We start from the raw sequence: 11,776 nt of genomic DNA, 5'->3' as shown, positions 1-11,776 counted from the left end.
TCATGAAAAAAAGTGTCTTTATTTTATGTGCTTTTTTATGGTTTTCATCATGTGCAGAAAGCATTGTTGATAAACCCGATAATCTTATTTCTGAAGATGAAATGGTAGATATCTATTATGATATTTCTATTTTAAATGCTGCAAAATCTACGGCTACAAATAAGCTCGAAGAGAATGATATTGACCCTGAAGAGTATTTATTTAAGAAATATGATATCGATAGTGCTCAATTATCGCAAAGCAGTATTTATTATACTTCGTACCCTTCAAAACAATTAGAAATGTTTAAAGAGGTACAAGAGCGTCTTGAAAAATTTAAAGACACGCTAGATTCTAAATTAAAGAAAAAACAGACTATTAAAGAAAAGCCTGAAGAGAAGGCTAAAGCTGTTAAATAACCACTTAATAGCTGTCTTTACTTATAATTCTATTCACAGTATCCTCTAGAGGAATAAACTCAATATTTAATTGTTCTTTAGCTTTAGTATTACTGTACGTTGTATTGGTAATTAAAGAATTTGCTGCATTCTTTGTTAGCTTTCTATTTCTACCAGGAAATAGTGCTACGAACCAATCTAAGCGCCATAGCAAGCTTAATTGCCATTTTGCCAATCCTTTGCTAGGCTTCTTTTTATTTAACGCTTCAGCGATCGTATCTAGCGTTTTTTTATAGCTTGTATTTGTTCCTACAACAATAAAACGTTCGTTTATAATATTAGTTTGCATTCCTTTTATCAAGGCGTCCACAACATTTTTAACATCTACAAAAGCTGTACTTCCGGGAGGATAATAGGAGATTCCTTTTTTCATCATTTTAAAAAAAGCATTGCTTGGTGCATCTTTAAAACCTTCTCCAAAAACAACCCCTGGATTTAAAATAATTACAGGCAATCCCTCTTGTGTGCCACGCCAAACTTCCATTTCTGCTCCATATTTAGTAATAGCATACAGGTTGTTCTCTGCTTCTGGGTTCCAATAAGTAGTTTCGTCGATAGGGCCTTGGGTTACTTTATCCCCCAAAGTAGCAATTGAACTTAAATAACATAGTTTCTTAATATTATTTGCAATACAAAGATTTACAATGTTTGCAGTGCCTTCTATATTGGTTTTTCTGAGTTGGCGATATGCAGAGGGATCAAAAGAAATAAGGCCTGCACAATGGTATACATGTGTTACATTTTTAAAAGCAGTTTCTAAGGCAGGAATATCCGTGATATCAGCATGAATCCATTCTATCTTATCGAATAGAGAAGCGCTTTCTTCCGAAGAAAAGAAATTTTTTATAAAGCTGAGCTTAGCTTCATTTCTATAAATAGCTTTTATGTTTTCTTCAGATTGAGAAAGTTTTAACAGCAAATGTGCGCCTATGAGTCCTGTTCCTCCAGTTACTAAAATCATACGACTAAAATACAACTCTTGTTGGAATTGTAGATATGTTGTTGGCTGATTGTTTTTAAAATAGGTTTAGACGATAGGCGAAGAATAGAAATCCTATTAAGAATTAAAAAAAAATAATAGACATTAAACAGTTAAAATAAATAGAACTAATATTAAGCAGATTCATAACAACTTCGTATCTTATATTTCTATCTTCTTTTTAACTTTTAACTTTTTTACTCTAAACTCTTAATCACATAAGTTACGATACCCCAAATGATAAGCTGCTCATTTTCGGAGACTTTTATGGGTTTATATTTTTTGTTTTCAGGCATTAAAAAGAGCTCATCTTTTTCAATTTTGAGTCGCTTGACAGTAAACTCTCCATCGATGAAACACACTGCTATTTTTCCGTTTTCAGGCTCTATACTTTTATCGATTATCAATAAATCGCCATCGTCTAAACCAGCTCCTGTCATAGATTGACCGCTAACACGGGCATAAAAAGTAGCGTCTTTATTTTTAATCAAAGCTTTATTAAGATCAATCGTTGTTTCTTTAAAGTCTTCTGCAGGGGATGGAAATCCAGCGGAAATTCCACCTTCTGCTAGTTGTAGCTCTAAAGAGGCATTTGCATCAGGTTTAAAAAATATCAGCTTATCTTCTTTCATCTGTTCATTATTATTGTAGATAAAGTACGTATTATTATCGCACTTTTATAATCTCATCAAGATTAGTTGTATAGCGAGGCGAGAGATGTTCTTGACGCATTTTCCATGTTCGTTTTAAATCTTGATTCGCAATACGAATTTTTAAATTTCCATACTTTTTATTGATTCCATCAATAGTTTTCATCAACTGATGATGCTTTGGATTCTCTTCAATAAATAAGTCTAATTGTCGCGCATTGGTGGGTACTAATCCTGAAACTACTACACCTGCTTTTTTATATTTTACTCCCTTTTCGTACATACTTTCTACTGCTTGAACAGCATATTTTATAAGCGTTAGTGTAGAATCGGTAGGATAGGGCAGTGTAATTAATAATCCTGGCCTGTGTTGCTGTTCATCTTTTTTATGACGATCGCTTCTTAAAAAAACATACATAGAATTACAACTACTATGTTGTTTTCTAAGTTTTTCAGCACAACTACCCGCAAAAGTAGAAATGCGTTCTTTTAAATTATCAAGATCAGAAAAAGTATATTCAAAACTCCGCGTAGTAGCAATTGCTTTTTTGGGAGCGGTAACATCATTTTCTAATGCTAAAGTAGGCTCTCCTTGTAAATCTTTCTTCAAACGAAGTCCTACAACTCCTAAATTACTACGTACCCAAGCATCATCTAAAAGCGTAAAATCTAAGGCTGTTTTTACACCACGCACCTCCAATCTTCGGGTATTACCGCTGCCAATACCCCAAACATCATTAATTTTAGTCCATCGGAGGGCTTTAATACGTTTTTCTTCGGTATCTATTACATAGACTCCATTAGTACGCTCTTTAAATTTCTTAGCTATTTTATTAGCGACTTTTGTAAGGGCTTTTGTGGGAGCAATACCGATACTAATGGGCATTCCTGTCCATTTAAAAACCCGATCTTTAATTACTCTTCCTTCAGAAGAAAAATCGATTTTTGCATACATTTCAAACTTTAAAAAAGCTTCATCGATACTGTAATGTTCAACAAGAGGTGTGAATTGTTTTAAAATATTCATAACCCGAGAGCTCATATCTCCATACAAAGGATAATTTGATGAGAAGACATGAATATGATTTTCCTTAAAGAAATCTTTGTATTTAAATGCAGGCGCTCCCATTGGAACACCAATTTTCTTAGCTTCGTCGCTACGCGAAATTACGCACCCATCGTTATTAGAAAGTATAACAATAGGCTTATTGTTGAGCTGAGGCTGAAAAACCCGCTCACAAGAAGCATAAAAGTTATTACAATCAACAAGTGCGTACATACTGCAAAGTTAGGGAATATCCGCTTGCGCAGTAAGTAGAAAATAAGTTTAGTATTGGGTTATTGTACATGTTTTATTTGGTATAGATAGTATATTCTTGTAATAATCTTTGTGTTTATATAAAAGAATAATTCTAGCTGTACACACTTACAATCTATAACTAGTTTTAAGTATCTTTGTTGATGTTTAAAACGTTATAGATGAAATTCACTAATGAAACTGTAGAAATAGACGGGATTGACAAAGAGATTCTTAGGAGTTTGATGGAAGATGCTCGTAAACCTATTTTAGAAATTGCTAGAAAGATAGGAATTTCTGGTGCTGCTATTCATCAGCGATTGCGAAAGCTAGAGAATTCTGGACTTATTTCTGGTTCTAAGTTTGTAATTAACCCAAGGCTTTTAGGATATCATACAATGGCTTTTATAGGTATTTACTTGGATAAAGCGATGCGAAACCCTGAAGCTGTAAAGCAATTAAAGGAGATTCCAGAAGTTTTAGAATGTCATTATACAACAGGGAATTGGTCGATTTTAATTAAGATCCTTTGTAAGGACAATGAGCATTTAATGAATGTATTAAACCATAAAGTACAATCTATAGAAGGGGTTTCTAGAACAGAAACCTTTATCTCTTTAAATCAGCAGATCGACAGACAGATAAGCATATAAATAAATTAAGCCTGCTGAATTTATTCAGCAGGCTTAATTTTGTTTAAAATTTATTACTCTTAAGAGATCACTATGTTTTCTCTATTTTTCCAGGATCTTGTCTTGAATCAAAAATATTTACAATTTCAATGCGCTTAAAATCATAATTTATCCAATAAATAATTTTATAATTTTTAAAAAGTAAATAACGGAATTCCTGCTTTCTGTGTTTTAAATTGAATTCGACTTGCCCTCTTTCTGGATGTTTTTCAATTCCAATCGTTGTGTCTACAATTCCATTCACTAATTTTTCAGCAACTATTTTACTCGCTTTTATTAGATGATAACTATAGATATCTTCAAGTTTATTTTCTGTAAATTCTAACCAATAAACTTCTAACTCCATTTCTGGATTTTAGCCTTTAAATCTGTAGCCTTTATAACTCTACCATTTTTGGAGTCATTCATTGCTTGATCAATTTCATCATCGTATTGCTCCTTAGACATTGGCTTGAAGCTTTTTTCTATCAATTCAATTTTTCTTTTTCGCAATAATTCTTCAAGTCCACTAACGATTTCTTCGTTTTGGAGTCTTAAAAATTCTTGTACAAATGATATTTTTCTTGCTTCTAAATCCATTTTATATGTCTTTACTCAAAGATACAAAATTATCAATTCAGGTGTTGTTATACGATATAACAGAATGTTACATGCAAGTAATATTCATAATTTTATTTAAAACCAAAAACAGTTAATAGTTATTAGTCTCTTCCTCCAAAAACTTGCATTGCGAAATACAACAACGTAGCCAACGATCCAATTGCAGCTACAACATATGTTCTTGCGGCCCATTTTAAAGAATCTTCAGCTCCATTATATTCTTCTGGAGCAAGCATATTTCTATTTTTTAACCAAGCTAAGGCTCTATTACTAGCATCGTATTCTACAGGTAATGTAACAAAGCTAAAAAGTGTTCCTAAAGCAAACATTATAAGTCCAATTACTGCAACGGTATAACCAAGTCCAGAAGTAGCTCCAAGAACTAAACCACCAAATATTACCCATGTAGACATTCCAGAAGCTACACTAACTACGGGAACTAATTTTGATCTTAGTTGTAACCATTCATATCCTTTAGCATGTTGTACGGCATGTCCACATTCGTGAGCCGCCACAGCTGCAGCTGCAGCATTACGTTGGTTGTAAACACCTTCACTTAAATTAACTGTTTTATTTGAAGGGTTATAATGATCTGTAAGCATTCCAGGGGTTGAAATTACTTCTACATCTGTAATACCATTATCTGCTAACATTTTGCGTGCTATTTCAGCACCACTCATTCCATTTCTAAGATGAACTTTAGAGTAGTGTTTAAATTTGCTTTTTAATTTCGAACTTACTAGCATACTCAGAAGTCCGATTCCCCCTATAATAATCCAATATCCTATTCCCATAACTATAATTTTTTCAAATTAAATTTACAATATAAAAAGCAAAAACCCCGCCAAATTTAGCAGGGTTTTAACTTACTGACGTTCCGACAGTTTTCTATTTTATCTTATCCAACAATATTCACGATTTTTCCTGGAACGATAATTATCTTTTTAGGAGTTCTTCCTTCTAATTGTGCCTTTGTTTTAGCATGTTCCATTACAACCTTTTCTATATCTTCTTTACTCATGTCTGCAGGAAGATCTAATGTAAAACGCATTTTTCCGTTAAATGAAATCGGATATGTTTTACTGCTTTCTACTAAATGCTTTTCTTCAAAAACAGGGAAAGCTGCTGTAGAAATAGATTCGCTATTTCCTAACATGCTCCAAAGCTCTTCAGCAATATGAGGAGCATAAGGCGATAGAAGTACCGCTAAAGGCTCTAAAATTTCCTTACTAGTACATTTTTGTGCTGTAAGTTCGTTTACACATATCATAAATGTAGATACAGAAGTATTAAAAGAGAAATTCTCAATATCTTCTTCTACTTTTTTAATGGTTTTATGTAATGTTTTTAAACTCTCTTTAGAAGGTTCATTATCTGTAACTTTTATTCCATTATCATCAACATAAAGTTTCCAGAGTTTCTTTAAGAAATTATGAACTCCAGTAATTCCAGCTGTATTCCATGGTTTTGCTTGTTCTAAAGGACCTAAAAACATTTCGTACATACGAAGTGTATCTGCACCATAATCTTCACAAATCTCATCTGGACTTACTACATTGTATTTCGATTTCGACATTTTCTCGACCTCGTTTCCTACAATATATTTTCCGTCTTCTAAAATGAATTCAGCATCTTTAAATTCTTCACGCCAATTTTTAAAAGCTTCGATATCTAATTCTCCAGAAGCGTTTACAAATGAAACGTCTGCGTGTAATGGAAGTACATTTTGATCACCAACAAGATTTTTAGATACAAATGTGTTTTTATCTTGTAATCGATAAACAAAAGCACTAGTTCCCAAAATCATCCCTTGGTTGATGAGTTTTTTTGCAAATTCATCTACAGGTAAAAGCCCTTGATCGAATAAGAATTTCTGCCAAAAACGAGCATATAATAAATGACCAGTAGCATGCTCGCTACCACCAATATATAAATCTACATCTTGCCAATAATTCAAAGCATCTTGAGAAGCAAATTCCTCCGTATTTCCGCCATCCATATAACGGTTAAAATACCAAGAACTTCCAGCCCAACCTGGCATAGTATTTAATTCTAATGGAAAAACTTTTTTATTATCAATCAACGTATTGCTTACCACAGTAGATGTTTCTGTATCCCATGCCCATTGTGTAGCATTCCCTAAAGGCGGCTCTCCCGTTTCTGTAGGTAGATATTTTTCTACTTCTGGTAATTCTATAGGCAAATGTTCATCAGCAATCATTTGCGGCAATCCGTTTACATAATACACAGGAAAAGGTTCTCCCCAATAGCGCTGTCTAGAAAAAACAGCATCACGAAGGCGGTAATTTGTTTTTCCTTTTCCTTGGCCTATTTTTTCTAAAGCTTCAATCGCTTTTGTAGTTCCCTCTTTATAACTTAATCCATTTAAGAAATCGCTATTAGCAAGAATGGTTTTTTCTTTATCAGCAAAAGCCTCTTCACTAATATCTACTCCTTTAAAAATATTAGGAATATCGATTCCAAAATGCTTAGCGAAATCATAATCTCTTTGATCGCCACAAGGAACAGACATTACAGCCCCAGTTCCGTAACCTGCCAATACATAGTCTCCAATCCAAATTGGTACAGGTTCTTTTGTAAATGGGTGTTCTGCATAGGCTCCAGTAAAAGCACCGCTAATGGTTTTAACGTCTGCCATACGCTCACGTTCGCTACGTTTTGCTGTAGCTTCAACATAAGCTTCAACAGCCTCTTTTTGTTCTGGCGTAGTAATTTTATTGACCAACTCGTGTTCTGGTGCTAACGTCATAAATGAAACACCAAATATTGTATCTGGACGCGTGGTGAAAACATCAATTTTAGATGATGAATTCTGTACTTTGAATTGCACTTGCGCACCAACAGATTTTCCGATCCAGTTGCGTTGAATTTCTTTTAATGGCTCTGGCCAGTCAAGTTTATTTAATCCTTGAAGCATACGATCTGCATAGGCAGAAATACGCATACTCCATTGCTTCATTTTTTTACGAACTACAGGGTGTCCACCACGTTCTGATACCCCGTTTACAATCTCATCATTCGCTAAAACAGTTCCTAATGCAGGACACCAATTAACCTCAGTCTCTGCTAAATAGGTAAGTCTATATTGTAATAAAATTTCTTGTTTTTCTTCTGAAGAAAATTCTTTCCATTCAGAAGCAGTAAAAAATTCTACAGCATCATCGGCAACAGCATTTACAGCTTTATTTCCTTCAGCTTCAAATTTCTCGATAAGCGTAGAAATATTTTCAGCTTTATCAGAATCTTTATTATACCAAGAATTAAAAAGTTGGATAAAAATCCATTGTGTCCACTTATAATATTCTGGTGTAGAGGTGCGTACCTCTCGACTCCAATCAAAAGAGAAACCTATTTTATCTAATTGTTGGCGGTAGCGTTTTATATTAGTTTCGGTTGTAAGCGCAGGATGTTGCCCAGTTTGTATGGCATATTGCTCCGCAGGTAATCCAAAACTATCATAACCCATTGGATGAAGTACATTATAACCTTTGTGGCGTTTGTAGCGCGCATAAATATCACTAGCAATATATCCTAATGGGTGTCCTACATGTAGCCCCGCACCAGAAGGGTAAGGGAACATATCCAACACATAATATTTTGGTTTATCGGAATTATTACTCGCTTTAAACGTTTGATTTTCTGCCCAATGCTTTTGCCATTTGGCTTCAATTTCATTGAAATTGTACTTCATTGTTATTTTTTTTGTTCTGAATCTCCTAATCTAATTCTAAGAAGTTGCAAAAATACGGTTAATGAATGAATAAGGAAAGTTTTTATAACAGACTGTGATGTGTGTAATAAAATAGTCATCTCGTTATATAATTACGCTGTTGTAAACTTTTTTCTTGCTGAATACTTTAAAAGCCAATTTCTCCTCAACAGTTAAACAATAAGTCTTTTTGAAGCCGAAATAAACATTAGACTTTATACTTTTGTATCCAAAGGAATGAAATGAAGTTAGAAACGGAAATAAGGCTATTTTCTGAGCTCACAGCAGATCAATTATATGAAATATTACAACTCCGAAGTGAGGTTTTTGTAGTGGAACAAGATTGTGTATACCAAGACATCGATTATAAAGACCAAAAGGCATTGCATATCTTAGGAAAAAAAGAAGGTAAGTTAGTTGCCTATACTCGAATTTTTAATTCTGGTGCTTATTTTGACAAACCAAGTATTGGTAGAGTAGTAGTTCGTAATAGCGAACGTAAATACGGTTACGGTCATGACATTATGAAAGCGTCTGTTACTGCTATTTATGATAACTACGGAAAACAAGACATAGAAATCTCAGCCCAATGCTATTTAAAAAAGTTTTATAATTCGCATGGGTTTACTCAAACTGGAGAAGAATATTTAGAGGACGGAATACCGCACATAAGAATGATTAAGAGTTAATCTTAATCATTGTCTTATCCATATTTAAGTCGTCTAACATGGTTGTTGTAAACTTATAATGCCCTTTAGTGCTAATTATTTTAAAGCGATACGATTTCATTTTGCTCAGCACATCTAGAAACATCCATTTTGATTTTAGCAAATGTGGTTTGTCAGATTTTACACTGATTTCGAAGAAATGCTTAATTCCTTTTTTATCAGCTACAATATCTGGAGTAATCGTAACATCGCTCCCTTTCTTTATAAAAGACTTTGGTGTTTCAAAGCCCTCTAAATCGGCTTTAATATTATCGTATCCTCGATTTTCTAAATAACTAACCGAACGACTTAAAAACTCTGTGTAATTTTCTTTATCTGTACTTATCATAATAGTAGTATACAAAAAACATTGTAAATATCCAATTATCAGTTAGTTAAATAGTGTTAATACTTGATTTTGAAAAACTATTTTGCTTAAATTTGAGTGTAAAACCAATAGATTATGATCTCGCAGTTAAAATCCTTTGAAAATAATGTACTAGCCATTGAAGTGTTTGATGGTTTTACAAAGGAAGATGAGAAAATTTGTCAGAAATTATTTGAGGATAAATTGAAACGCGGCTTCACAAAAATTAATGTTCTTGTAAAGTTGGATGAGATGAGAATTTCTAAAAGTAGTACAAAAGCTTTCTTTCAAGATATTTTATGGTCGCTTCGTAATTATAAGAAAATGGGTCACCTTGCAATTGTGGCACATTCAAATATTGTTAAAGCGCTCGTTCCTATAGATAATGTTTTCTTTCAACGTGCTAGTGAAGGACGTTATGAACGTTATTTTGATATTTCTCAAATGGAGGAAGCTATGATGTTTGTAAATTCAACAGTATAGATTCCCCCGTACCTACATTATTTCTTTGTAGTAGTTGCATCTGCATTATCAATAAGACCAGCTTCATGGAGACTGCTTTTTACAGTATCAATAACCATATTATATGTTTTCCGCTGATATAAAACCCTAAAGGCAAACGTTAATAAACCATTTCTAGAAACACTTCGCACCAAACTTCTAACGCGCTTTTTAATAGCGTCTTTATATTGATCTTCAAAAGCATTCAAATCTATTTTCGGATACTTCGGATAATCAATTGTAGCGTCTGTTCCATACTCTTCAAAATCAAATTTTTCAGAAAAAGCATTTATCGTTTTTATATCTGGAATAATAGGGAAGAAGCGCATTCCATTTTCATCTGATGCTGGCATCCTGTAAGAAAATCTGTTGATAGCTTCCTTAGAAATATCTTCTCCCAATCGTTTATTGATATTTTCTTCTTTTACTGAAAAATGATATCTCAGAAAATCTTGACAGTTTTTTCTTCCGAGATTAAAATCGTGTCTTCTAAGCTCTTCATCCATAAAACCAGCAAAACCACTAATTGGAGAAGATGCTAAATGGTGTTGCTCACGAATAGCTTTTCCATTAATGATTGTTTTTCTACTGGGAGCAACTAAAAATTTTGTGCGATCGCTAAGAGATAAAGCATCTAAAATTCCATCTTGATTAAACATTACTTGATTTCTAAGCGCTTTAAACATCCCTTTAGCAACGCTTAAAATATCTCGTTTAGGATTAAATAACGACGGATTATTATCTTGGTTTGGAAACGGATCTACCATAACAACAGCATAATTATCATTTGCCTGTAAATCTTTATTTTTTTCATTTAAAACCTTAAGTCCAATTCCATAAGGCTCGTTATTTATGAGTCCGCCATCAATAGAATTAAATTTATAGCTCTCTTCATTATCTAGAATTAATGGAGTAATTCCTTTTCTCCTTCCGAATAAATAATTTGGGTAGCGCTCAATATATTTTTTAGAGATTTCTATTTCCCTAGATTTTAATCCAATTGGGAAAGCAGCAGTGCTAAGTGTAGCATCTTTTAGGTAATCGATATCTTGATTTTCTTTAAGATCGAGGACGTAATAAAGAGAATTTTCATTGGAGGGAACGCCTCTTTCAAACAATTCATTTTTTACTTTATATCTAAAAAAACCTCCATGATTGGTAATTACATTTGCTGAATTTGTTTTACTATCGCCACTAAAATCTACTTTAAAATTAAGCCCCCGAAGATTCGTAGTCGTTAGAATTAAATCTAAATCTTTAGAAACAAAAGGCGGGTAATGAACTACTTTGCTCACCGTTAAAGCATCGTTTGCAATTTTATCGATGGCAATACTATTTAATAGCGATTCTGGAATTTCATCTTTTGATAAATCGTCTGTATTTAATAGTTTTTGAAGCGTTTTGCTCTCTTCATCATCGGCCATTTTTACCCAACATTTATAAAACAAATTATCATCTCCTTTTGGGTTTAATCTATTAACAGGTTTATGGTTTTTACGCAGCAAACTTAAAAGGGTAAGAGTTCCTGTAATTCCGCCAGCGGAGGCGCCGCTTAACACATCAATTTCTACATCGTGCATCGGAACAGAATGGTTATATGCTGGATGATTAATTCCTAACTTTCTATTGGTAGCTTTAGCTTCTTCCCAGAGGGCTAAAGTTTCTATTAAATAATCCAACACTCCACCAGTGTATGAACCTGCGGAAACGGCACCAGCCATAGTTAAGCATAATTTAAACGATTTGGGCATACGTTTTGATTTTTTAGGTTTCGATAAAGTTACTGGAATTATTAAAAAACTCTTAAGGTTTTATA

General features: G+C 33.4%; 13 protein-coding genes. 4 read left to right on the top strand and 9 right to left on the bottom strand.

All coding sequences use genetic code 11. From position 1 onward, the window contains the following. Positions 1–2: 2 nt before the first annotated feature. Positions 3–398 carry a DUF4296 domain-containing protein gene (locus JM658_RS02005; protein ID WP_236957554.1) on the top strand — a complete coding sequence of 132 codons (396 nt, stop codon included), beginning with the start codon at positions 3–5 and terminating at the stop codon, positions 396–398. A gap of 4 nt (positions 399–402) precedes the next feature. Here the strand turns inward: JM658_RS02005 and JM658_RS02000 are convergent, their stop codons facing one another. The 3 genes from JM658_RS02000 to JM658_RS01990 all read right to left on the bottom strand — a co-directional run bounded on the left by JM658_RS02000 (position 403) and on the right by JM658_RS01990 (position 3,345). Next, a complete protein-coding gene (locus JM658_RS02000; protein ID WP_236957553.1) occupies positions 403–1,398 on the bottom strand; it encodes an NAD-dependent epimerase/dehydratase family protein in 996 nt (331 codons plus the stop codon). 215 nt (positions 1,399–1,613) lie between these two features. Beyond that, a complete protein-coding gene (locus JM658_RS01995) occupies positions 1,614–2,048 on the bottom strand; it encodes a LexA family protein (protein ID WP_236957552.1) in 435 nt (144 codons plus the stop codon). Between the two features lie 34 nt (positions 2,049–2,082). Further along, positions 2,083–3,345 (bottom strand): Y-family DNA polymerase, encoded by a 1,263-nt coding sequence (locus JM658_RS01990; protein ID WP_236957551.1) that lies wholly within the window; start codon positions 3,343–3,345, stop codon positions 2,083–2,085. A gap of 200 nt (positions 3,346–3,545) precedes the next feature. Here JM658_RS01990 and JM658_RS01985 point away from each other — a divergent pair, with 200 nt between their 5' ends. Further along, a complete protein-coding gene (locus JM658_RS01985) occupies positions 3,546–4,016 on the top strand; it encodes an Lrp/AsnC ligand binding domain-containing protein (RefSeq protein ID WP_236957550.1) in 471 nt (156 codons plus the stop codon). 70 nt (positions 4,017–4,086) lie between these two features. Here JM658_RS01985 and JM658_RS01980 read toward each other — a convergent pair whose 3' ends face one another. From JM658_RS01980 to leuS, 4 genes are all read right to left on the bottom strand, one after another. Then, positions 4,087–4,401: a type II toxin-antitoxin system RelE/ParE family toxin gene (locus JM658_RS01980; RefSeq protein ID WP_236957549.1), complete on the bottom strand. Its 315-nt coding sequence runs from the start codon at positions 4,399–4,401 to the stop codon at positions 4,087–4,089. Continuing rightward, on the bottom strand, positions 4,392–4,634 hold the full coding sequence (locus JM658_RS01975) for a hypothetical protein (protein WP_236957548.1): 243 nt from the start codon (positions 4,632–4,634) through the stop codon (positions 4,392–4,394). The genes JM658_RS01980 and JM658_RS01975 overlap by 10 nt, the downstream gene beginning before the upstream one ends. A 122-nt stretch (positions 4,635–4,756) precedes the next feature. Further along, positions 4,757–5,449, bottom strand: a complete 693-nt coding sequence (locus JM658_RS01970; protein ID WP_236957547.1) for a zinc metallopeptidase — start codon at positions 5,447–5,449, stop codon at positions 4,757–4,759. Positions 5,450–5,553: 104 nt separating this feature from the next. Next, the gene (gene leuS / locus JM658_RS01965) at positions 5,554–8,367 is read right to left on the bottom strand and encodes a leucine--tRNA ligase (protein WP_236957546.1); all 2,814 of its coding nucleotides are present in this window, start codon (positions 8,365–8,367) and stop codon (positions 5,554–5,556) included. Between the two features lie 260 nt (positions 8,368–8,627). On the opposite strand from leuS, the gene JM658_RS01960 reads away from it, so the two are divergent. Beyond that, entirely contained in the window at positions 8,628–9,074 is a 447-nt protein-coding gene (locus JM658_RS01960; protein ID WP_236957545.1) for a GNAT family N-acetyltransferase, read from the top strand. Here JM658_RS01960 and JM658_RS01955 read toward each other — a convergent pair. Continuing rightward, a complete protein-coding gene (locus JM658_RS01955; protein ID WP_236957544.1) occupies positions 9,064–9,441 on the bottom strand; it encodes a hypothetical protein in 378 nt (125 codons plus the stop codon). The two genes, JM658_RS01960 and JM658_RS01955, sit on opposite strands and share 11 nt — an antisense overlap. Before the next feature lie 114 nt (positions 9,442–9,555). On the opposite strand from JM658_RS01955, the gene JM658_RS01950 reads away from it, so the two are divergent. After that, positions 9,556–9,942, top strand: coding sequence for a SpoIIAA family protein (locus JM658_RS01950; RefSeq protein WP_236957543.1), 387 nt, complete (start codon positions 9,556–9,558; stop codon positions 9,940–9,942). Positions 9,943–9,959: 17 nt separating this feature from the next. On the opposite strand, the gene JM658_RS01945 is transcribed toward JM658_RS01950, so the two are convergent. Beyond that, positions 9,960–11,711: a hypothetical protein gene (locus tag JM658_RS01945; RefSeq protein WP_236957542.1), complete on the bottom strand. Its 1,752-nt coding sequence runs from the start codon at positions 11,709–11,711 to the stop codon at positions 9,960–9,962. Positions 11,712–11,776: the final 65 nt, after the last annotated feature.

The sequence above is a fragment of the Joostella atrarenae genome (assembly GCF_021764745.1).
Classification (GTDB): Bacteria; Bacteroidota; Bacteroidia; order Flavobacteriales; family Flavobacteriaceae; genus Galbibacter; species Galbibacter atrarenae.
The sequence above is the reverse complement of the archived record's forward strand: the minus strand, read 5'-3'. Positions and strand labels throughout refer to the sequence as shown.

Bases quoted from the DNA above. Each gene is read 5' to 3' on its own strand.
- JM658_RS02005 (WP_236957554.1), top strand. From the start codon at position 3: ATGAAAAAAAGTGTCTTTATTTTATGTGCTTTTTTATGGTTTTCATCA.
- JM658_RS02000 (WP_236957553.1), bottom strand. From the start codon at position 1,398: ATGATTTTAGTAACTGGAGGAACAGGACTCATAGGCGCACATTTGCTG.
- JM658_RS01995 (WP_236957552.1), bottom strand. From the start codon at position 2,048: ATGAAAGAAGATAAGCTGATATTTTTTAAACCTGATGCAAATGCCTCT.
- JM658_RS01990 (WP_236957551.1), bottom strand. From the start codon at position 3,345: ATGTACGCACTTGTTGATTGTAATAACTTTTATGCTTCTTGTGAGCGG.
- JM658_RS01985 (WP_236957550.1), top strand. From the start codon at position 3,546: ATGAAATTCACTAATGAAACTGTAGAAATAGACGGGATTGACAAAGAG.
- JM658_RS01980 (WP_236957549.1), bottom strand. From the start codon at position 4,401: ATGGAGTTAGAAGTTTATTGGTTAGAATTTACAGAAAATAAACTTGAA.
- JM658_RS01975 (WP_236957548.1), bottom strand. From the start codon at position 4,634: ATGGATTTAGAAGCAAGAAAAATATCATTTGTACAAGAATTTTTAAGA.
- JM658_RS01970 (WP_236957547.1), bottom strand. From the start codon at position 5,449: ATGGGAATAGGATATTGGATTATTATAGGGGGAATCGGACTTCTGAGT.
- leuS (WP_236957546.1), bottom strand. From the start codon at position 8,367: ATGAAGTACAATTTCAATGAAATTGAAGCCAAATGGCAAAAGCATTGG.
- JM658_RS01960 (WP_236957545.1), top strand. From the start codon at position 8,628: ATGAAGTTAGAAACGGAAATAAGGCTATTTTCTGAGCTCACAGCAGAT.
- JM658_RS01955 (WP_236957544.1), bottom strand. From the start codon at position 9,441: ATGATAAGTACAGATAAAGAAAATTACACAGAGTTTTTAAGTCGTTCG.
- JM658_RS01950 (WP_236957543.1), top strand. From the start codon at position 9,556: ATGATCTCGCAGTTAAAATCCTTTGAAAATAATGTACTAGCCATTGAA.
- JM658_RS01945 (WP_236957542.1), bottom strand. From the start codon at position 11,711: ATGCCCAAATCGTTTAAATTATGCTTAACTATGGCTGGTGCCGTTTCC.